Source organism: Aquimarina aggregata (assembly GCF_001632745.1).
GTDB classification, from domain to species: Bacteria; Bacteroidota; Bacteroidia; order Flavobacteriales; family Flavobacteriaceae; genus Aquimarina; species Aquimarina aggregata.
The window spans coordinates 115,211-137,909 of sequence record NZ_LQRT01000006.1; the positions used below are offsets into that span (position 1 = coordinate 115,211).

A 22,699-nucleotide genomic window follows, 5' to 3' on the forward strand; every position below is an offset into this window, starting at 1 on the left:
AATCCCTTAAAAACGTAATCAACACAAACTCCAACCATGAAAAAAATAGCACCCCTATTGCTACGAATTATCGTTGCAATTATTTTGATTCAAACACTTAGATTTAAATTTACAGCGCATCCTGATAGCGTATACATTTTTACAAAAGTTGGTTTAGAACCTTACGGAAGAATAGCCACAGGAATTAGTGAACTAATTGCTGGAATTTTGTTACTCATACCCAAAACTGCGTGGGTTGGAGCTATGTTAACATTAGGAATTATTGGTGGTGCCATAATGATGCATTTAACCAAATTAGGTATCGAGATTAATGGAGATGGCGGTATTTTGTTTTTTACTGCTGTATTAACCTTTATATTAAGCGCCATTATTCTTTGGATAAAAAGAAAAGAAGTTAAATTCTTTTAAAAAACAAATTTAAAATTACATATTCTTATTATATAAATAAAAGGCTTCTCAAGTTTGAGAGGCCTTTTTTTATATTCGGGAGTTTTTGACAAGCCGTCGGGAAAAACTACCATTTTTTCGCTTCTATTCATATCGCATCTTTGTACTATAAATTAAAATAAATAGTAACTGATCCTTGTATAAATATTGGATCAATTAAAATAACAAAAGATGACAAATAATAATAAATCAATTTTCAATCTAATCGAAATTTTTACTAAAGGAAGAAAAAAGGTAATTAACGCTATATCACCAAAAACACATTGTGAACAAAAAGGTATTCATGATTTTTACTGTGATGTAGAACGCCCATTTGTTCAAAAATAAAATGAAAAATTAAGGTCAGGAAGATTTGACAAGTTATCGGGAAAAACATTCATTCTTTCTCATCCAAATCTACCTGATCTTTGTATCATCAAATAAAACAAACATTTAAAAAAATAAAATATATAATTATGAGCACATTTAATGTTCCAACAAGAGAAGAAGTAAGCGCAAATAATCAAGCGATATTTGATAACCTGAATAAAGGATTAGGTTTTGTTCCTAATTTATTTGCAACATATGCACATAGTGACACTGCTTTAGAAAATTATTTAAACTTCTCTAATGCCAAAACATCTCTATCTGCCAAAGAAAAAGAAGTTGTAAATCTTGCTGTTAGCCAAGTTAACAATTGCCTATATTGTTTATCTGCCCACACAGCTATTGGGAAAATGAACGGATTTTCTGAAGAACAAATCTTAGAACTAAGACAAGGAAAAGCTTCTTTTGATACTAAATTAGACGCACTAGCTAAATTATCAAGAAATATTACAGAAAACAGAGGGGCAACTGACACAGAGGTATTAGAAAACTTTTTAAACGCAGGATACACTAAAGGTAGCGTTATAGATGTAATTTCATTAGTAGGTGACAAAACAATAAGTAATTATCTACACAAAACTACACAAGTACCTGTTGATTTCCCAGAAGCACAGCCACTTGAAGCGGCAAATGCATAAGGAGTAAAAAAAATAAATAAAAAATTGTCATAACTAAGTAAGGTTCTCATTTTTTTATGACAAAACAAACAAGTAATTAATAAAAATCATTTAAATTAAATTAGTAAAACCATGAAAAACGTAATCACAGCATTAACATTTATTTTAGCTATCACATTTAGCGCAACTGCTCAAGAAGTAAAAACTGTTTCTTTAGAGCAAACAAAAGGAGAATTTACTCAAAAAGGAATTACATTATCAGAAGGAAGTTATGTTTTTAACATCTCTAATAATAATGTAGGTACTGATGTAGGTTTTGTACTAGTAAAGAAAGGTCAAGACGCATCTGATGCTAAAAATCATATAAAAGAAGCATACGTAACTAAAGTAGTTGCTGACGGAAAGACTGAAAGTTCTAAAACTGTTACTCTTAAAAAAGGAGAATACGAGTACTTTTGTCCTTTAAATAAAACACCAGCATATACTCTTACTGTAGAGTAATTATCTTAGAAATTAGATAAAAAAAGCTTCCGTAACAGGAAGCTTTTTTTGTTTATTTTAGCGATATGTATTCAGAAATTGAACAACATATTGCAAAACACATTCAACTAACTCAAAAAGAATGGGATCGGTTTACAAGTCTGCTTATTTATAAGAAACTTCGGAAAAAACAATACCTAATCCAAGAAGGTGATGATGTTCAGTACGAATATTATGTTATCAAAGGATGTCTTAAAGCCTACCATATTGATAAAGATGAGAATGAGCATATCGTTCAGTTTGCAGTTGAAGATTGGTGGATTAGCGACTTTAAAGCTTTTTTTAAAGAAGAAAAAGCAAGATTAACAATAGATTGTATCGAGAACACAGAGTTAATCGGAATCAAAAAGTCAGATTTGGAAATACTCTTTCTCGAGATTCCAAATTTAGAACGTTTCTTTCGCATAAAACTTACAAATGCATTTGTTGCTTTTCAGGATAGAATATTATCTGCTTTAGAAAAAACAAGTGCAGAACGATACCTAGAGTTTTTATCAACATATCCTAACATAGAACAACGCATATCCAATTACCACATAGCCAACTATCTTGGTATCAAACCAGAGAGTTTAAGTCGTCTTCGTAGGCAAATTCTTAACATAGGTCAATAAAATTTCATAACAAAGATCAACTACATTTTATTTGAAGGTTTACGAAATTTGTAAACTCATTCAGTAATCCAATTAATATTCTGAATTGATATAAAAACAAATAATTTAAAACCTTTTATATAATGAAAAACTTAAATGTACTAATCGTAACAACGTCACACGATAAACTAGGTAATACAGGAGAAAAAACTGGAGTTTGGTTAGAAGAATTAGCTGCCCCCTACTATAATTTTATTAATGAAGGTGCAGTAGTAACAATTGCTTCACCAAAAGGAGGCATTGTACCTTTAGATCCAACAAGTAAGCAGCCAGATTGGCAAACAGAATATACAAAACAATTCAATAATGATACAGTAGCCACAGCAGCTATTCAAGATGCAAAAAAAATATCAGACATCAATCCATCTGAATATGATGTCTTATTTTTTCCTGGTGGTCATGGTCCTATGTGGGATCTAAGTGATAACTCTGAAGTTGCAAAATTAATTACCGCATTCAATACAGAAGATAAACCAATCGGATTAGTATGTCATGGAGTAGCCGCTTTAAAAGGGGTTATGTTAGATAATAATACCCCTCTTGTAAAAGGAAGAAGACTTACTTCGTTTACAAATACTGAAGAGGCCGCTGTACAATTAACAGAGGTAGTACCTTTTTTACTTGAAACTGAACTTACTAATGATGGGGCAATCTATCGCAAAGGTGAAGACTGGAGTGAGTTTGTAATTGAAGATGGAAATCTTATTACAGGACAAAATCCTCAATCCTCTGTATTAGCTGCAAAGAAAACCTTAGAAGCTGTACAAGTCAATTAATAAAGTAATACATATTAAAGAGTTTAACCTTGCTGTTTTACGTTATCAGCAAGGTTTTCTTTTTCAAAACAAACAACGTATATAAGTTATAGTATTATTTATCTCTTGCATAACATTATATCGGCGTATCATTTTGTAAAGTTCTGTTAAAAACTTCAACACAAAGTGCTGTAAATTATGACAATCTGATCTTTTCTCTACTTTTGCAAAAAATTAAACTAAAATGAAAAGTATAATCGCATTACTATTAGTATTGTTAACAGGTATTAGTTGTAAAAATGAGGTGAAACAAACTCAAAGTTACGAGGATGAAACAGAGGTTAAAAACCCAGAACCTATTACCGATACTAAAGAAAAAATTACAACTACAGCAGAAGCAATTGCATATGCAAATGGTTTTAAAAACTGGGATAAAGTGTCTCAAATTAAATTTACATTCAATATAGATCGTGATACTATTCATTCTGAACGTTCATGGACCTGGAAACCCAAAGAGGATATAGTAACATTAACTTCTCAAAAAGATACCATAACCTATAATAGGGCAAACATGGATAGTATAACGACAAAAGTTGACAGAGGATTTATTAATGATAAATATTGGCTATTAACCCCGTATAATCTTATCTGGGATGCAGAGAGTTTTACTTCTGAACATCAAATAAAAGCAACTGCTCCTATAAGCAATACTGAAATGCAAAAATTAACTATTGTCTATAAAGATAAAGGAGGATATACACCTGGAGATGCCTATGATTTTTATTTTGAAGGTGATTTTATAATTAAAGAATGGGTGTTTAGACAAGGTAACACTCCTGAACCTTCTCTTATAACTTCATGGGAAGATTATAAAAATTATAACGGAATCAAAATTGCTCAAACTTATAAAATAAATAAAGGTAATTGGAAATTGTATTTTACAGGAGTTGAAGTAATTACAGACTAAAACTTAATAACCAATTTAAACGTTAATACTAGCCTCAAAGATGATAATATCTTTGAGGTTATTTATTAAATTACTTAATCATATTAAGCAACGCTCTACTAGCCTTGCTTTCTATTCAAAAAAAGTGTAATGATCATGGCTATACAACTAGCTATAAGCAACACTGTAAAGCTTAATTTAAGACTTTCTAATTTGGATATAAAACCAAGCACTGGCGGACTTAATAAAAAGCCTAAATAACCAAAACCGGCTACAAATGATATCCCCTCTGCAGAAGAAATTCCTTTGGCTCTCCCCGCCAACCTGAATAATTCGGGAATAACAACAGAGAAACCTAATCCAACAAGACCAAAACCTATGATTGTAATTAGTAATTGAGCCGATAATACAGCTATAAAACCTAATATACTAATTAAACATCCCCCTATAATAATAACAAAAGACCCAAAACGTTTACTAACAGCATCCCCAAAAAATCTTCCTAGCGTCATCATTGCAGAAAAAGCCACAAATCCAAAACCTGAAATTTTTTCTGAAGTAACCGAGACAATATCCTGAAGATATAACTTACTCCAATGCTCAATCGCACCTTCACTACCCATTATTAAAAAAGCAATAATAGTAAAACCAAAAAGGGGTTTCATTAACTCAAATGGTTTTGATTTTTTAGTATTAGACTCTTTTTTTCCCTGAATAGTCAAATACACTTTTGCTAATATTACATTTGTAATTATTACAAAAATCATGGCAAAAGCCATATGAGTAACAGGCACTTTTATATATTCTATCAAAAAACTGCCAATACCCGCACCTATAACACCTCCTAGACTAAAAAAACCATGTGATGCCGACATGAAATGAACATTATCCTTTTGTTCTATATCAGAGACTAAAGCATTCATAGATATATCTGTAAGACAACCAAATATTCCAACAATATAAAGTGAAAGACAAAGCATTATATAACTTGGAGCAATTAGCGGAACTAAAAACAATATTGAATACATAATTATTCCAATAAGTGTCATTTTGCCTACTCCTATTCTCTTAATCAATTTAGAAGAAAACGGTATAGCCGTGAGTGTTCCTAAAGCAAAACAAAATAATGCGATACCCAATTGAGCATCATCAATATTTAATGTCTCTTTTATTTTAGGAATATAAAGCACCCAGGTGCCTGTCATTATATTTAGCGATGCAAACACCCAAGCAGGGCCTAAATAGCGAGATTTTGTTAAAATTAATTGCAATGAGTTCATAACTACAAATTCTTAAACGTAAATGATATCAAGTTCTAAACTAAAGCATCAAAATTAAGCACCATGTTTCTTGTTGGGTAAAACAAAATATTCAAATACTAAGACAAAACATTCCTTGATATACATTTATTAAAAATAAAATGATAATTTTATTTTATGAAAATCTCATATGAAAACATCTATTTTGATCAATCACGGTCCTTAAAAATTGAAAGTTATACTGATAAATCACAATGCGATATTGTTAGTTGGCATTTACATCCAGAATATGAACTTGTTTTTATTAAAAGTGGAAGTGGTAGTTTACAAATAGATTCTCATTTTGAAAATTACCATGACGGGTTACTTGTTTTTCTTGGGCCTAATATCCCACATATGCCCTTTGGAAACAGTCAATTTAAAAACAATATTGAAGTTGTCATACAGTTTCCCGAAAGTTTTATTCATGAAAAACTATCTCACTTCCCAGAATTCAAAACCGTATTAAAATTTATTGAACACTCAAGAAACGGTGTTATATTTTCTTCTGAAGTACATAAAAGACTATCATCGCAATTTTTAAAGTTTGGTAAACAAAATAACACAGAAAGGCTCATTAATTTTATGAATATATTGTATCAACTTTCTGTTTGCAAAGATCAGAGTGTTATACTAAAAACTCAACTGTCTTTAGATATTCATAAACATTCGTTAGAAAGAATTGCAAAAGTATATCAATATATAAATGATCATTATAATGTAGAAATACGATCAGAATCATTAGCCAAACGTTTAGGATTAACTCCAAACTCATTTTGTAGAATGTTTAAAACCGTAACTAACAGGAATTTTATTGATTTTTTAAATGAATTTAGAATAAAAAAGGCGCAAGAATATTTTCAACATCATGATATATCCATAGCAGAAGTAATGTATCAATGTGGTTTTAATGATCCTTCATACTTTTCAAAACAATTTAAGAAATACACAGGTACTTCTCCCTCTAAATTCACAAAACAATTACTAATAAAACAAAATAGGATTAACTAACTTTATTAAGAATACCTTCTTTTAATATTTGTCCGAATTCATACATATCACTGTAAGAACAATATAATGGTGCAGGTGCAAGTCTAATTACATTGGGTTCTCTCCAATCTACAATAACTCCTTTTTTCATAAGATACTCAAACAACTTTCTTCCTTCTCCATGTAAAAACACAGATAGTTGTGTCCCTCTTTCTTCTTGATTAGAAGGGGTAATAATTTCAAATGAACTCTCTACTTGTTCATCTATTTCTTTGAGAATATATTCTAAATATGCTACTATTTGATTTCTTTTTGCTATGATCGCATCCATTCCTACCTCATCAAACATTTCTAAAGATGCCAGATATGGTGCCAAAGACAATACCGGAGCATTACTTAGTTGCCAAGCATCTGCATTTGCCATAGGTTCAAACTCTGGTTTCATTAAAAATCTAGTTTCCTTACTTGTACCCCACCATCCTTCGAATCGAGGTATTTCTTTTTGGTTATGAAACCGTTCATGCACAAAACATCCTGAAGCATTACCGGGTCCACTATTCATATATTTATAACTACACCAAGCAGCAAAATCTACATCCCAATTATGCAAGTCAAGTTTAATATTCCCAGCAGCATGCGCAAGATCCCACCCTACAAAAGCTCCAACATCATGGCCAGCTTTAGTAATTGTCTTCATATCAAAGACCTGACCGGTATAATAGTTTACACCACCAATAAGTATCAATGCACATTCATCTCCAACTTCTTTTATGGTCTTAAGAATATCTTCTGTTCGAAAATTATGTTCCCCATCGCGTTTCTTAATTTCGATAATAGCATCATCGGGCTCATACCCATGAAAACGCACTTGACTCTGAAGCATATACTGATCGCTAGGAAATGCTTTTTCTTCACAAATGATCTTATATCTATTTCCTTTAGGTCTGTAGAAAGAAACCATTAATAAATGTAGGTTAACCGTAAGTGTATTCATTACAGTAATCTCAGCGGGTTTTGCTCCTACTATTTTACTAAGAGGATTTGCTAAACGCTCATGGTAATCCCACCATGGTTTTTGAGCATAAAAATGTCCTTCTACTGCAAGTTCTTCCCAATCTTTCATTACATCATTAACGAACTGTCGGGTATTTTTGGGTTGAAGTCCTAAAGAATTCCCAGTAAAATATAGTACCCGTTTATCGTTTACCTTAGGAAAAAGAAACTGATCCCTGTACTTTTTTAAGGGATCTTTTTGATCAAGTTTCTGGGCAAATTCTCTAGTATTTTCGAAGTACATTCTTAGCGTTTTGATTCAAAAATACGTATTTGATTTGAGAATCGTCAATTCATGACAGAGATACAGATGCCGAATGTATAATTGATAAATGTGGAGGTTGCATTACTGATGACAATGATTAAGCTATGACACACGTACTTAGCGCTTGTTGGCACATTGATTTTTAATTAAAAAAGTTAATAATCATTAGGTATGTAGGATGTTAGAAAAACATCTTTTTATCTAATACGAACTAAACGGAAGCCTTAATTATCATGATTCGACTTCTGTTTACTATTATTTTTTAAATGTAAATATGTTATTTTTGCAAAAAAGTAAAGGACATGCACTTCATCCCAGAAGCACTAGACGACTATGTAGTACAACACTCTGAAAAAGAACCCGAATTACTACAACAGCTCACAAGAGAAACCTACCAAAAGATACTACAACCCAGAATGCTTAGCGGCCCTTATCAAGGCCGAGTTTTAAGTATGTTGTCTAAACTTATAAATCCCAAAAACATATTAGAAATTGGCACCTATACTGGGTATTCTGCTTTATGTTTAGCAGAAGGCATACAACAAGATGGAGTATTACACACTATAGATATTAATGAGGAATTAGAAGACTTTCAGAGAAAGTATTTTAACCTTTCTCCCTTTGGAAAGCAAATTTGTCAACACATTGGAGACGCTACTACTATTATCCCAAATCTTGATCTTACTTTTGATTTAGTATTCATAGATGCTGATAAACCGAATTATCCTGTTTATTTTGATATCATTATTAATAAAATGAATCAAGGCGGAGTTATATTATCAGATAATGTTTTATGGAGTGGAAAAGTTATTGAGAAAATTCAACAAGATGACATTTCTACAAAAGCTCTTTTAGAATACAATACATTACTTGTAGAAGATAAAAGAATAGAAACGGTAGTATTGCCTATTCGAGATGGTTTAACGATAAGTAGGGTACTATAAAAAAGAGATGAAGAATCGATATTCTTCACCTCTTTATATCTCACAATTACTATTTTACCTATTGTACCGCTTTAAGTGCATCAATATTTCCGTAACCAAATTTACTATTACGATTAGGGTAATTTGCCCCAGCTCGTTTTAATTTATCTAGTACTTGTTCTCTTGACATATTAGGGTTACGTGCCCATACTAATGCCGCAATACCAGCAGTCATAGCTGTTGCTACAGAAGATCCACCTACATATGACCTCGTACCATTATTAAATCCTAATACGGGTACATTTCTATCACTATTACCCGCTCTTTGCATAATTAACGTAAAATCGATCTTACTACCATCATGGCAATTACTGCATCGTAAACCATCATCTCTTAAACCTGTAACTGCAACTGTTTCATTCATGTTTGCCGGAAAAATCACTCCAACAAAATTTGTAAATGAAGTTGAAGTACCTCCTGCTGCAATAATTAATTTACCTCTACTATGCGCATATCGAACCGCATCTTTAATATTACCAATACTAAAAACCCAACCTATAGACATAGAAATTATTTTAACATCGCTTCGATCTCCCATAGCTCTCAACGCATTACTCACACCTTTTCTTTCATGATAATCGTCTAGCAATACATCTGATGTTCCTCTATAAGCTACTAAATTCGAATTATAAGCTACTCCAACTGGCATACCATTATCATTACGAGGAGAAGCTATAGCAGAAGCCATTTGCGTACCATGACCACATCGATCATTAGGACCATCTAGATTATTGGACCACCACCAAATTGAGTCTATATACGTACCAAAACGTTGTACGCTTCTTCCACTCGATACGCCATCATTAAAGCCACTTCCTAGTAAATTTTGATTCGCCGATAATCCAGTATCAATTAACCCTACAGTAATTCCTGATCCTGTACTATAATTCCAAGCTTGTGGTATTTTATGAATATCATAGTTCCATGGTAATTGTGTATTAGGAGAAATCATTCGGTAATCATTTCCATTAATATTTTGTCCTTCTTGACTACAACCGGCAGATTTTTGCAAACTTTTGTTGTATTCTGCATAACCTATTGGTTCTATATATCTAATACCCGGTAGTTTAAGTAATTCTTCAACAGTCTTTAGATTGGTTACATTTACATCTATCACATTAAGAATTTGATCAGCCGCTCGAATTGCTTCAGATTTTGTTGTTTTTTCGTTTGATGCTACAACATTTGAAATATTTTCAATAATTTCTAAAAGTCGTGGAGATCTATTTTCAGAAAACGATTCTCCTTTATTACCAAAACCTACACTTAAGACCTCATTACCTTGCACCGCTGCACTCCATAATACTTGTGCAGATGCATTGCGCCAAATATCTTGATTCCCTTTTTTAAGTTCTGCATCAATAAATGAATTAATTTCTTTTGTTGAAAGCAATCTTTGCGTATCCAAAGATTCAAGGGTCTGTTCTGTCATATTAGTAGGGTCTTCTTTAGAACAAGAAATAATAAGAAGCATACCTAAAGTAAAGAGAATAATCTTTTTCATTTTTAGAATAAAATTTATGAGTTTGTGTATAAAATTAACAAATGACAAATCCACAAAAAAAGTACAGATAATTATCATTTATATAATTAAGTTACTAATATATTAAATAATCTTCAAATTATTGACATTAATTTTAACAAATAATCAGTTAAAACTTCAATATTATGCTTGCATAACACTAAATTTTAAGAAAATTTTTCCCTGAAACCCCAGTAAACATTGACCTCTTTATAAAAGGCTTATCTATATAAAAATTATTAAAAAAAAAAGTAGGTATTTTAGTGTATTGATAAAATTGACAAGTATTTAATCCTAAAAAAATACTGGAAAATATAAGAATCGTTATTAGCTTGTGCTATAAGAATCTAAAACACTGTTTAAAGGAAATTTAGAATGTAGAGAAGTAGAGTTTATAAAAAAAACGATGAAGTGGTTCTATAGTATACCTTAGAATTTTCTTTTAACTGGACCAGTAATTTCATTAATATCATCTTTAACTTGGTCTATTTCTTTTTTAATATCTGTAGTTATCGAAGAAGTAATATCTGTATCAAGACCATGTTTCTCTGCACTTTTGGTTATCTCTGTCTTGATATCATTGGTAGCATCTTTAATCACCCTCATACCTTTGCCTAACCCACGTGCTATTTCAGGAATTTTATCCGCTCCAAACACCATTACGAGTATAAAAACTATAAAAGTTATTTCTGTTCCGCTAATAAATAAAGGTAAAGTCATCATAACAATACAAATATATACAATATCCATAAAACAATAGCCATCCCTATATACAGGGATGGCTATATTTATGTTTTTTTTTGGTTATTAGTTTATTGACCTTTAACCTTACTCTTGAATTTTTCAAACTTACCTACTTGTGTTCCTTTAGGCCAGCTATTATTTGATGTATCAATATCTGCCGTTTCTTGTTTAGGGTCTACTACAATTTTAGAAATTGCTTTCTCTGATGCGAGTGCCTTTTTAACTGTAGCATCATTTTTACGCCAAATCTGAGCTGGATACGTTACAGTTTCTGAGGTGCCGTCTTCATATGTATATTCAACGATTAAGGGCATTACTAGTCCACCTGGTTTTTCAAAAGTAATTTCATAAAAATATTTTGGACTTTTCATTCTATCTCTTTCATCAGCAGAAAAGTTATCCATTAAATATTCTTTTAATGTTTTTGCATCTTCAATGATACCGTCATTAGCCTTAATTCTTGTATAATCTTTACTTCCTTCTTCTACCATTACCACTAAATCTGAAGGATTAGCAAATCGTAAACTTCTATCTGTGGCAGCAAACTGTTGCGCTTCAAGTGTTGGTACTTTTGACACTACAAATTTCTTTACATCACTAACACCGATATCTGTGTAATCTGTTGTGTAGAACCATCCTCTCCAAAACCAATCTAAATCAACAGCAGAAGCATCTTCCATAGTTCTAAAGAAATCCTCTGGCGTTGGATGTTTAAACATCCAACGTTGTGAATAGGTTCTAAATGAATAATCAAATAGCTCTCTACCCATTACAGTTTCTCTTAGTATATTAAGTCCTGTAGCTGGTTTAGCATATGCATTTGGTCCAAATTGATGAATATTGTTTGACTGCGTCATTATAGGAGAAAGACGGTTTTGGTTTCCACTCATATACGGAACAATTTTTTGAGCAGGTCCACGTCTTGACGGATATGCCTTATCCTTTCCTAATGCCTTTGGATACCATTCTCCAAAATCTTGTTCGGCTACATATTGCACAAAAGTATTAAGACCTTCATCCATCCATGTCCATTGACGTTCGTCACTATTTACAATCATTGGAAAAAAGTTATGACCAACCTCATGAATAATAACACTCATCATTCCATATTTTGTTCGGTCACTATATGCTCCATTAGCATCTGGTCTTCCATAATTCCAACAAATCATAGGATACTCCATACCCTGATTTTTAGCATGAACAGAAATTGCCTTATGATAAGGGTAATCAAATGTCATACGACTATAGGATTTAAGGGTACTTGCTACAACTTTAGTAGACCAATCTTCCCAAAGTGGATTTCCTTCTTTTGGATACATTGATACTGCCATTACATCTCTATCTCCAATTTTAACAGCCATCATGTCCCATAAAAATCTTCTTGAAGTTGCAAATCCAAAGTCACGTACCATCTCTGCATTAAGCCTCCAGGTCTTTTTCTTTTCAGAAAATACTTTTTCTTTTGCTACAGCTTCATCCTGAGTAACAATCATTACAGGTGTATCATATGATTTCTTCGCTTTTTCATAGCGACTCATCATATCCTTAGAGAATACTTCTTTTCTATTTACTAGTACTCCTGTACCATCTAAAATATGGTCTGCAGGAACAGTAATATTTACTTCAAAATTACCAAATGGCAATGCAAACTCTCCTCTACCCCAAAATTGATGGTTTTGCCATCCTTCTACATCATTGTATACTGCCATACGAGGGTAAAACTGAGCAATAACATAAGCTCTGTTACCGTCTGCAAATTCTTCATATCCAGATCTACCTCTACCATTTACATGATCATTGATATTGTACCACCAATCAATAGAAAAAACGAATTTACCCCCAGGAGCTAAATCTTTAGGCATTTCTACTCGCATCATCGTGCGATTGATTGTATGTTGTAATGGTTTACCATTGGCATCTTTTACTGCAGTTATATTAAAGCCTCCATCAAATGGATCCGAAAGATACTGAGTAAAAAAACCTTTTGGAGAACTTGCTGGATTAACACCACTACCTTGAATCAATGGCGTTTTAGAATCTTTTGCTCTCATATTTTGATCCAACTGAACCCATAAAAATTCTAAATGATCAGGAGAATTATTTGTGTAGGTAATTGTTTCTTTACCACTTAACTTTTTATTTTTATCGTCAAGTTCGATATCCATCTTATAGTCTGCTTGTTGTTGATAATAAGCAGAACCAGGAGCTCCGGAAGCTGTACGATACATATTTGGAGTTGCAAACTCCTCATACATTTGTTTAAATTTATTCTGATTAGTGTGACCTAATTCACGAGTGTTTTTAGATTGCTCATTATTCTGAGCATACACCATAGTTCCTGACAAGAAAATACTCATTGACAGGGTAAACAGGATTTTTTTCATTTGAGATGTGTTGTTTTAACTAAAAATAAACTGCAAAATAACTGTTTTTTAAAGTTTTAATGATTTATTCACTAAAATTTAACAGCCCTTCGCTTTTTCCTTTTTCTAAAATAAGGCTTTTACGTTGATTTTCTTTCTTTACATGAACTATATTTTGTTGTTCTTCAAAAACATCCATTAACACTTCATTTGAAATATTAATTTCTTCTAAAGAACTGATATTTTGAACCTCCAAATAGCATATCATAAGATCATCTTCATACTCTTTCCCTAGGAAATTAAATGCTATATCTTTATCATTAACTTTAATCTTTATTTTTTGATCAAGATATTTCTTTAAATATTCATCCAACTTAGGATCATCCTTTGTGGTATCGATTGTTAAAGATTCGTCATACCTAATTTTTAATAGATCTTCTATATCATCAATAAAAACCCTTGATATTATCTGTAATGTTTGCTGTTCTTTATTGTGTTCTATCTGAGTAACACTAACATAAAACTTATGTACTGTATAAGAGCTTAGAGTAATTGATCCCAGAATTAGAAAAAATAATATGGTCTTCTTCATTTTTTTGCTTTGCAAGTGATAAATGTACTTAATTTTAAGAATCTGATTCAAAAAATCATGCCAAAGTTAATTATCTAAGAAAAAAGCCATGTGTAGAAATTTGTTTATATTTTTTTATATGCTTTATATGCTATTGATTTTTCTTTAAAAAACTCTAAAAGACTAAGTCTTTTTGTATTTACCAATAAGTCTTTAAAATAATCATCTTCTGCACAATAATACATAAAATCAGATATTAAATCTTCGGGGATTCCTGCCTCTTCAATAAAAAAAACAGTATCAAATGTTTGCTCCCCTTTCAAAACTATCTTATCTAAATCTTCTAACGCTTTAATTCGTTTCAATTTTTTCAATTTGCCATTAAGATAATTAATGGGAAGTTCAAGTATTCCTGATCTTGCGGTATAAATTCTTCTCTCAATTAATGTAGGTTGAGGCTTATCGCTAAATGGAAGTCCTAATATTTTATTATCTACAAAAGGAAGAATTTCTATGTTTTTAGAATCACTGTTTAGATTACCCGAGAGTTCAATATTACTAATTTTTACTTTTTCTAATTGTTGCACCTTTGACGTCAACCTAATCTTATTGTTTTCTCTTCCTAAATTTTTTGTCTCAACAATAAGAGATAATGTCTCATATTGCACAGATGAGAAAACTATAGAATCTCCTTGTGATGCCGGAATTTTAAAAAAACCTTTTTCATCATTTGTTGTTCCAATCTCTTTGGTGAAATTTACAATATTGATAGCATATCCTTGTAGAGAATCTGCCAAAATCATACCTTCTAAAGTTTCTGATTGGCAGAAAGTATGTAGTGTACTTAGTATAAAAAGAAATGGTACTAATCTAATCATATAATCATCCTTACTATAGTATTTATTAACTGTAAAGGTCAACTATAAGGACGATCGAACAATCTTGATATTACACTATTATTGTCGTTGTTTGTATAATTTACTTTGATACACCAAAAACTGAAGAAGATCAAGTTCTTTTCCTGTTTTAAAATAAGAAGTATTTAAGCCATTATCTTCTGCAAAAAATATAAAATCATTGATTTGATGAATTTCTAAAGCCAGATAGTTTTTAAAAAAATCATCATTATATACATTTCTTACTTGAACATCAATATCTTTTTCTTCAAGTTCTTTTTTAGATTTATTTTTAGTATTGAAAGCCAATTTAAATAGATTAACAAAATTTAATCCATTAATCATTCTATCTTCTAAAAAAACAGTGTTCTCAAGGGTGGATAGTTCGTCTTGTCTAAAATCGTATTCAACATCATTAATCCTCTTAGAGGTTTCTTCTGCAACTCTTCCAATACCGCTTTCAGAAATACCTATTTTTTTTACATCAACAGATACATTTCCTAACAAATCATATGGAGTTACAACTACTTCTTCTAATTGAGTCACTGTTTCATTAAGAAAAATATTTAATCGCTTAGTATCCACAATACCCTTATCGATTAATACAATAAAATGCTGAAATTGCATTGCAACTACTTCAATTCTATCACTAATTCCTGCACTAATTTTAAAAACACCTTCTTTATTTGTTATTGTCCCTTGATTGGTACTTCTATTGTAAACAACCACACCTTCGACGTTATCTCCTATAGGCACAGTTACTTTTCCATCGATGACTACTCTAGAGGTAATTTGAGCTATTGAAAGGCTACACACAAAACAAATAAGAAAAATAGATAATTTTATTTTCATAACAATTAAGATAAATTCAAGATTAAGATACTACATTTTTTTATCTTCACTCAGGATTTCAATATAAGAAAACGTTAAACTACTTTTATTTAAAAAACAATGAGAAATTGTATTATAGCAAGCACTTCTACAATACATGGAAGTCAACCATTAGCGTATTTAAAAGATGCATTAATTGAGTTATATTCTGATGTTGATGAGATACTTTTTATACCCTATGCAAGACCCGGAGGGATTTCACATGATGAGTATACGATAGGAATCAATAATATCTTTAAAAAGATTAATAAAAAGATTGTTAGCATTCACATGTTCAAATCAACTCAGGATGCTTTTAACAATGTTCAAGGCATTTATACTGGTGGTGGAAATACCTTTCTATTAGTGGATCAACTATATCGAAACAATGTTATAACTCCTTTAAAAGAAGCTATCCTATCTGGCGCTCCTTATCTAGGAACTAGTGCCGGCAGTAATATTTGTGGTCTCACAATGCAAACGACTAATGATATGCCTATTACTTATCCTCCAAATTTTAAAACACTAGGTATTTTTCCTTTTAATATAAATGCACATTATTTGGATCCAGATCCAAACTCTACTCACAAAGGTGAAACAAGAGAAACTCGAATAAAAGAATTTCATAACTTAAATTCACAACCTGTAGTTGGTTTACGAGAAGGAAGCTGGTTAAGAATAAGAGATGAAGAAATTACTTTAGAAGGTGATTTATCAGCAAGAATATTTGAACAAAATAAAGCCCCTTACGAACTGGACTCTGGAAATTCGCTATCCACGTTAAATTAAGACATACTGTGCAATATCAAGACATACTTAATACTATACAACTTGAATTAATTTCAAAAAAACATACAGGAAAAGTAGCAACTTACATCCCTGAATTGGCAAAAATTGATCCTAAAAAACTTGGAATACATTTGTATTGTATTAACTCGGGACATTATTATTTTGGAGATAGTAATGAACGGTTTTCTATCCAAAGTATATCCAAAGTATTTGCCTTAACGCTTGCTATGTCATTATATAGTGACGAATTATTTAAAAGAGTAGATGTGGAACCTTCTGGAGATCCCTTTAATTCTTTAATACAATTAGAATATGAAAATGGCATCCCTCGAAATCCATTTATTAATGCGGGTGCATTAGTTATTTCTGACATGTTAATATCTAAATTAGCAAATCCAAAAAAACAATTTTTAGAATTTATACATAAACTAACAGGAGAACAGAGCATAGGCATTAATCCTGCAGTATTCAATTCTGAAAAAGCATATAGCCATCGTAATGCAGCTTTATTAAATTTAATGAAATCTTTTGGCAATATTAAAAATGATATTCAAACTGTATTAGATTTTTACATTTATCAATGTGCAATAGAGATGTCTTGTGAAGAATTAGCCAAAGCCTTTATGATCTATGCTAACGGAGGCAAAAAATTATCTACAAATGACCAAATACTTAATCCTCAAAAAATAAAACGTATTAACGCAATAATGCAAACATGTGGTTTTTATGATGAGGCCGGGGAATTTAGCTTTAGAGTTGGATTACCTGGCAAAAGTGGCGTTGGAGGTGGTATTACAGCTATACATCCAGGGCAATATGCTGTAACGGTTTGGAGCCCCATTTTAAACCCCAAAGGAAATTCAGAATTAGGAATGTTTGCTCTTGAACGATTAACTACATTAACTGGGTATTCGATTTTTTAAGCCATAAATTTGGAAGCTACATAAAAACCACTAATTTTAAGTAATCCTAAAAAAAATAAAAATTGACCCCAATTTTAAAAAATAAAAACCTGTATTTTATTGTTTTAATGTTCATTGTTACAACAATAACATATCTTAATCATTTTGATAATTCTTTTCATTTTGATGATTTTCATACTATTACCGAAAACCCTAATATCAAAAGTTTAAAAAACATACCTAGTTTTTTTACCGATGGTAGAACAATAAGCTCTTTACCTCAAAATCAAACTTACAGGCCAATTGTTACAACGTCATTAGCAATTGATTATTGGTTAGGAGGTGGATATAAGGTCTTTTACTTTCATTTAGTATCTTTTATTTTATTTCTTCTTTTAGGAGTACTTATTTTCTTTTTTACTCTCAAGATTCTTGATTTAACATTTTATAATAACCATAACTATTACATAGCCGCAGGGATAACATTATGGTATGTTCTACATCCTGTAATGGCGGAAACTGTAAATTATATTATTGCCAGATCAGACTTACAATCTACATTTTTTGTAGTGTTAGCATTTGTTATATACCAACATTCTTCGACTGCTCAAAAATATCATCTGTATTTAATCCCTGTAGCCATAGGTACATTATCAAAACCTACGACTATTATGTTCGCCCCTTTACTTGTTTGTTATGTCTTTATTTTTGAAGAGAAAATGAGTTTTCTAACTTTATTTTCAAAAAAACATTTGAATACCTTTATAAAAATGGCAAAAAAAGTCGCTCCTTCGGTATTGTTTTGTTCCTTATTATTTGTATTTCATCATATGATGACTCCCGAGACTTTTAGTACGGGTTCTTCAAAAACATATAATTATTTAATTACACAACCTTATGTAGTTTCTTACTATTTCGGAAGTATTTTCTTTCCTATACATCTTAGTGCTGATACAGATTGGACAATGTTAGAAAGTATCTGGTCATTTAAGTTTTTAATTGGCTTTTTAGTTTTATTAGCTTTAATAGTTATTGCTATATTCTCTTCAAAAACAAAAAAATATGCCCCTATTAGTTTTGGGATTTTATGGTTTTTGATAGCTCTTGCTCCTACATCTAGTATCATTCCATTGGCAGAAGTCATGAATGATCACCGAATGTTTTTTCCCTATGTTGGGTTAATTATTAGTACAGGATATACTATAGGATTAGTCCTGCAATATTTAAAAGAAAAATATCAATTAATCAACATACATATTATTACATGTACTGCCATCATATTATCCATTTATGCTTTTGGGACTTACCAACGAAATAAGGTTTGGCACAATGAGGAAAGTTTATGGAAAGATGTTACAATTAAAAGTCCAAAAAATGGAAGAGGATTAATGAATTACGGATTGACTTTGATGGCAAAAGGGGACTATGATACAGCAGAGTCTTATTTTAAAAGCGCGCTCAAACTTCTACCATACTATCATAGTTTGTATATCAACTTGGGTATCCTTAACAATGCTAAAGGAAACGCTTCTGAAGCTGAAAAACATTTTAAATCAGCAATTAAACACGGCGCCAACTTTTATACTTCTTGGTTCTATTATGGGCGATTTTTATCTCAAAAAGGAAGAGCAAATGAAGCTATTACAAAACTATCTAAAGCTACAGAATTGTCTCCGTTTCATATGGAAACTAGATATCTTTTAATGGATAACTATTTGACTATTGAGGATTGGTCAAGTTTAAAAAAAATAGCAGTAAGCACTTTAAAAATAGATGAATCAGACACAAAATCACAAATCTTTTTACAATCAAGCATTGATAAAAAAAGTGCACTTGAAACTGAAGAAGCAGCTATTTCTAAAAACCCTACAGCAGAAAAATACCTAGATCTAAGCTTAAAGTATTATCAAAAAAAGCACTACAAAAAAAGTATTGAGATTGCTAATAAGGTTATAGCGATTAAACCTAATTCTCATGAAGCTTACAATAATATCTGTACAGCATACAATCTACTTGGAGAATATAAAAAAGCTATAGAAGCTTGTAATAAGGCAATCCTATTAATCCCTAACTTCAATCTTGCCAAAAACAATCTAAACTATGCGATTACTCGAAATACTAAAATAACAGAGCTTACTTCTTTGTTAGAAAAAGATCAAAATGAAGGAAATTACCTCAATCTAGGCTTACTGTATTTCAATTTTGGACATTACCAAAAATGTATTGAGATTACAAAAAAAGGAATTATATCACACCCAAACTCTGATAATTTATATAATAATATGTGTGCTGCTTATAACTCTCTGAAAAATTGGGACAAAGCAATTGAGGCAGGTAAACAAGGCTTAACTATAAATCCAAATAACGAGCTCCTAAAAAATAATTATAATTGGGCTATCAAAAATAAGGGAAATTAAATATATCCTTTCAAAAAAAAGAAAATGATCAATAGAAAAACCAATAAAAAGATTCTCATACTATTAGAATATCTCATTTTTCTGATTATACCCTTTACGGTATTTCTTTTTATTAGTATTAGAAACAAGAATAGATTAAATACTATCGATACGAAAGGTAAAAACACTGTTAAACAAACATTATCCCAAGAAAGCACCTTAATTAATAAAGGAGTTGCATTAATTAATAAAAAAAAATATCAAGAGAGCATACAAGTGCATTTAAAAGTAATACAATTAAACCCAAAAAATAGTATAGCTTACAACAACATTGGCATTGCGTATGGAAATCTAAAACAATGGGACAAAGGAATCGAATATTGCTTAAAAGCTATCGAACTAAATCCTAACTTCCAACTTGCTAAAAATAATATAAATTGGATGAAAAGTGAAAAATCTAAACAATAATGTTAAATCTATTTTTTACCAAAAAAGACACTTTCTAACGATTCTTTATTTGACTCTTGGCATATTTCATATTATTTTTAGCTAACTGAAAATCTGGTCTTATCGTTACGGCCTTATTACAAGCCTCTATAGCTTTTTCATAATTGCCTAACATGTTATTAGAAGAACATATATTATTATAAGCTATACTATTCTTGGGTTCAACTTTTAGCAATTCTTGATTTATAAGTATGCAAGATCTATAATCTTTTATACTATAGTAATTATATCCCAATCTAAGATATTCTTCTTTTGTGAATTTATTATTTTTTCTTCTATTAAGCCCTTCATTAGATATCTTTAAGTTATTGGTCGCCAAAGTCATGTTTGGAGAGAACTCTAGTGCTTTTTCTCCTGCATATTTAGCTCTCTCATACATCAAAAGAATATTATATGCCGAGCACATATTATTATAAGCTATACTATTTTTTGGATTTAATTCGACAACTTTTTGTGAGGCTTCAATGCTTTTAAAATAGCTTTCCTTATTATAATACATTAAACTTAATTGAATATAACCATTTTCAGTCGGCTGTTTACTTAACTTTTGTTCTAAAGCCTCTATAGTATCAACTTTAAAATTATTTTTCACAATAAAACAAATAGGAACTCCATCAACTGTTACTTTATGCACTGTATTATTCGGAGGCCAGTTTTTATCGAGATCTTTGTCAAACTTAGCTTCAGTAAGCATCACAACTCCATAATCCCAATCAGGACTATCTTCTCTTACTGCCACGTACTCTAAATTTGGTATTTTATCTAGATAATATTTTATTTTTAACTGCTCTCCGTAATACATTCGCACTCTTACAGGTTCGTGCCGATCTGTATTACTTATGTTATTTTCTAACCAATCTACTGCCGGTTTGATAGCAAATCCTAAATAATCAATCTCATAATTACCATATGCACCTGAAACCCCTCCTATAAGAGGACTAAAATACAATGCCTCAAAAGGATGATTTTTAGCCATAAACTGTAACGGTTCTAATAAAAATAGAATAAGTATAGAGGGTAATATAACTTTACTCTTAATGTATTTAGACATAAAAACCTTAAATCTACTCCATGCAAAGGTACATACAACAATCATTGGCGGCACAGTAAACAAAAATTGACGCGAATGATCATAACTATTAGCCTTACCTAAAATAAGTAAAACCAATGGAAACAAAGATGTAAACAACAGGAAAGAGCTGTATAATTTGATTTTTGAGTCAGTTTTAACATAAATAAATGGGATAAGAAGCATCCCAATAATTAAATGCAATGGCATCGAAATAAACAATAAACTTTTAAAAGAATAATACCAAGGCATATCATAACTATTACGCCAAACTCCCTCAAATATTTGTGTACTTACAAAACCCTTGTATTGTGTAGCTTTAAGAAATAAATCAATAGGAACAATAAGTGGATTCGTTTGAGCATAAGGCCAAAAAATAGCTGTAGCTAAATAAGCTAATATAGCTATTCCTGAAATCTTTAATAATAACAAAAAAATATCTTTTAAAACGATGTTTTTAAACCTTTGTTGATAATTCTCGATAAACCACCATAAAAAAAATGCAATCCCTAAGTTTCCTAAAAACACAAGGCCTATCAACCTTATATTGATTAGAATTGAAATATTAAAAACTAAAAAAAATCCTCTTTTAAAACTTATCTCAGGTAATTCTTTTAGCAATTTAATGACATGATAAATAGAAAATATATAAAATGCAGCGAAAGGAATATCTTTTGGACTGTTCATCGCTTGCCCAAATAAAACTGGTGTCAATACCACAAAAACCAAAGTGATTATCCCTAAACGCCAACCTCCTAATTCTTTACCTATTAAACCACAAAAGAGAAACAATAAAAATCCAATAATAGCGCTGATAATATTTCGAAATTCATATTCGCCTACAAAACCGAAAAATTGATACAAAAAGTTACATAGCAGATCAAAAAAACCACCAAAACCATTCATCCCTTTCTCTAGATGTTCTTGACTAAGAGAGATATTTATATATTTACCTTTTTTATCTAGAGGAGACAATTGGGCAATCTTATTTTTTCCTTTAAAATAGTCTAGAATGCGTTTTCCATGTTCATGATGCACTCTAGCATCTTCGGTCATACTGTAGTTAATACTTAATCCCGACATTAATATAACTATAAAAAGCCCTAATAGTATGAAGGCTTTACGATAATCTATTTTAGAAATAAAATCAAGATTCATGT

General features: G+C 31.0%; 22 protein-coding genes. 13 read left to right on the plus strand and 9 right to left on the minus strand.

Translation table 11 applies throughout. The features are described from left to right. Nucleotides 1–36: 36 nt before the first annotated feature. The 7 genes from AWE51_RS09460 to AWE51_RS09485 all read left to right on the plus strand — a co-directional run bounded on the left by AWE51_RS09460 (nucleotide 37) and on the right by AWE51_RS09485 (nucleotide 4,342). On the plus strand, nucleotides 37–408 hold the full coding sequence (locus AWE51_RS09460) for a DoxX family membrane protein (protein WP_066312652.1): 372 nt from the start codon (nucleotides 37–39) through the stop codon (nucleotides 406–408). A 210-nt stretch (nucleotides 409–618) separates the two neighbouring features. Further along, a complete protein-coding gene (locus AWE51_RS26435) occupies nucleotides 619–774 on the plus strand; it encodes a hypothetical protein (RefSeq protein WP_157766055.1) in 156 nt (51 codons plus the stop codon). A 128-nt stretch (nucleotides 775–902) separates the two neighbouring features. After that, a complete protein-coding gene (locus AWE51_RS09465; protein ID WP_066312654.1) occupies nucleotides 903–1,451 on the plus strand; it encodes a carboxymuconolactone decarboxylase family protein in 549 nt (182 codons plus the stop codon). 111 nt (nucleotides 1,452–1,562) lie between these two features. Further along, on the plus strand, nucleotides 1,563–1,931 hold the full coding sequence (locus tag AWE51_RS09470) for a cupredoxin domain-containing protein (protein WP_066312657.1): 369 nt from the start codon (nucleotides 1,563–1,565) through the stop codon (nucleotides 1,929–1,931). Nucleotides 1,932–1,996: 65 nt separating this feature from the next. Continuing rightward, nucleotides 1,997–2,581: a Crp/Fnr family transcriptional regulator gene (locus tag AWE51_RS09475; RefSeq protein ID WP_066312660.1), complete on the plus strand. Its 585-nt coding sequence runs from the start codon at nucleotides 1,997–1,999 to the stop codon at nucleotides 2,579–2,581. Nucleotides 2,582–2,703: 122 nt separating this feature from the next. Beyond that, nucleotides 2,704–3,396 carry a type 1 glutamine amidotransferase domain-containing protein gene (locus AWE51_RS09480; RefSeq protein ID WP_066312662.1) on the plus strand — a complete coding sequence of 231 codons (693 nt, stop codon included), beginning with the start codon at nucleotides 2,704–2,706 and terminating at the stop codon, nucleotides 3,394–3,396. Between the two features lie 223 nt (nucleotides 3,397–3,619). Continuing rightward, nucleotides 3,620–4,342, plus strand: coding sequence for a hypothetical protein (locus AWE51_RS09485; protein WP_066312665.1), 723 nt, complete (start codon nucleotides 3,620–3,622; stop codon nucleotides 4,340–4,342). 98 nt (nucleotides 4,343–4,440) lie between these two features. On the opposite strand, the gene AWE51_RS09490 is transcribed toward AWE51_RS09485, so the two are convergent. Beyond that, a complete protein-coding gene (locus tag AWE51_RS09490; RefSeq protein WP_066312667.1) occupies nucleotides 4,441–5,601 on the minus strand; it encodes an MFS transporter in 1,161 nt (386 codons plus the stop codon). A gap of 156 nt (nucleotides 5,602–5,757) precedes the next feature. Here AWE51_RS09490 and AWE51_RS09495 point away from each other — a divergent pair, with 156 nt between their 5' ends. Then, nucleotides 5,758–6,630: a helix-turn-helix domain-containing protein gene (locus tag AWE51_RS09495; protein WP_066312669.1), complete on the plus strand. Its 873-nt coding sequence runs from the start codon at nucleotides 5,758–5,760 to the stop codon at nucleotides 6,628–6,630. Here AWE51_RS09495 and kynU read toward each other — a convergent pair. After that, on the minus strand, nucleotides 6,623–7,906 hold the full coding sequence (kynU, locus tag AWE51_RS09500; protein ID WP_066312672.1) for a kynureninase: 1,284 nt from the start codon (nucleotides 7,904–7,906) through the stop codon (nucleotides 6,623–6,625). The genes AWE51_RS09495 and kynU overlap by 8 nt on opposite strands. A gap of 323 nt (nucleotides 7,907–8,229) precedes the next feature. On the opposite strand from kynU, the gene AWE51_RS09505 reads away from it, so the two are divergent. Next, nucleotides 8,230–8,871, plus strand: coding sequence for an O-methyltransferase (locus AWE51_RS09505; RefSeq protein ID WP_066312674.1), 642 nt, complete (start codon nucleotides 8,230–8,232; stop codon nucleotides 8,869–8,871). 58 nt (nucleotides 8,872–8,929) lie between these two features. Here the strand turns inward: AWE51_RS09505 and AWE51_RS09510 are convergent, their stop codons facing one another. The 6 genes from AWE51_RS09510 to AWE51_RS09535 all read right to left on the minus strand — a co-directional run bounded on the left by AWE51_RS09510 (nucleotide 8,930) and on the right by AWE51_RS09535 (nucleotide 15,858). After that, the gene (locus tag AWE51_RS09510) at nucleotides 8,930–10,414 is read right to left on the minus strand and encodes a S8 family peptidase (RefSeq protein WP_066312676.1); all 1,485 of its coding nucleotides are present in this window, start codon (nucleotides 10,412–10,414) and stop codon (nucleotides 8,930–8,932) included. Nucleotides 10,415–10,861: 447 nt separating this feature from the next. After that, complete coding sequence (locus tag AWE51_RS09515; protein WP_066312743.1) at nucleotides 10,862–11,155, minus strand: Sec-independent protein translocase subunit TatA/TatB; 294 nt, start codon at nucleotides 11,153–11,155, stop codon at nucleotides 10,862–10,864. A gap of 89 nt (nucleotides 11,156–11,244) precedes the next feature. Then, nucleotides 11,245–13,560: a M1 family metallopeptidase gene (locus AWE51_RS09520; protein ID WP_066312679.1), complete on the minus strand. Its 2,316-nt coding sequence runs from the start codon at nucleotides 13,558–13,560 to the stop codon at nucleotides 11,245–11,247. Nucleotides 13,561–13,624: 64 nt separating this feature from the next. Continuing rightward, nucleotides 13,625–14,131, minus strand: coding sequence for a DUF6702 family protein (locus tag AWE51_RS09525; RefSeq protein ID WP_066312682.1), 507 nt, complete (start codon nucleotides 14,129–14,131; stop codon nucleotides 13,625–13,627). Between the two features lie 104 nt (nucleotides 14,132–14,235). Then, nucleotides 14,236–14,988, minus strand: coding sequence for a peptidase associated/transthyretin-like domain-containing protein (locus AWE51_RS09530; protein ID WP_066312684.1), 753 nt, complete (start codon nucleotides 14,986–14,988; stop codon nucleotides 14,236–14,238). Between the two features lie 78 nt (nucleotides 14,989–15,066). After that, nucleotides 15,067–15,858, minus strand: a complete 792-nt coding sequence (locus AWE51_RS09535) for a peptidase associated/transthyretin-like domain-containing protein (RefSeq protein ID WP_066312686.1) — start codon at nucleotides 15,856–15,858, stop codon at nucleotides 15,067–15,069. A 99-nt stretch (nucleotides 15,859–15,957) separates the two neighbouring features. Here AWE51_RS09535 and pepE point away from each other — a divergent pair, with 99 nt between their 5' ends. The 4 genes from pepE to AWE51_RS09555 all read left to right on the plus strand — a co-directional run bounded on the left by pepE (nucleotide 15,958) and on the right by AWE51_RS09555 (nucleotide 20,431). Then, nucleotides 15,958–16,665 (plus strand): dipeptidase PepE, encoded by a 708-nt coding sequence (gene pepE, locus AWE51_RS09540; protein ID WP_066312688.1) that lies wholly within the window; start codon nucleotides 15,958–15,960, stop codon nucleotides 16,663–16,665. An 8-nt stretch (nucleotides 16,666–16,673) separates the two neighbouring features. Continuing rightward, the gene (locus AWE51_RS09545) at nucleotides 16,674–17,588 is read left to right on the plus strand and encodes a glutaminase (protein ID WP_066312689.1); all 915 of its coding nucleotides are present in this window, start codon (nucleotides 16,674–16,676) and stop codon (nucleotides 17,586–17,588) included. A 62-nt stretch (nucleotides 17,589–17,650) separates the two neighbouring features. Further along, complete coding sequence (locus AWE51_RS09550) at nucleotides 17,651–19,984, plus strand: tetratricopeptide repeat protein (protein ID WP_066312691.1); 2,334 nt, start codon at nucleotides 17,651–17,653, stop codon at nucleotides 19,982–19,984. Between the two features lie 24 nt (nucleotides 19,985–20,008). Beyond that, on the plus strand, nucleotides 20,009–20,431 hold the full coding sequence (locus AWE51_RS09555) for a tetratricopeptide repeat protein (protein ID WP_066312693.1): 423 nt from the start codon (nucleotides 20,009–20,011) through the stop codon (nucleotides 20,429–20,431). A 34-nt stretch (nucleotides 20,432–20,465) separates the two neighbouring features. Here the strand turns inward: AWE51_RS09555 and AWE51_RS09560 are convergent, their stop codons facing one another. Next, on the minus strand, nucleotides 20,466–22,697 hold the full coding sequence (locus AWE51_RS09560) for a tetratricopeptide repeat protein (protein ID WP_066312696.1): 2,232 nt from the start codon (nucleotides 22,695–22,697) through the stop codon (nucleotides 20,466–20,468). Nucleotides 22,698–22,699 lie beyond the last annotated feature (2 nt).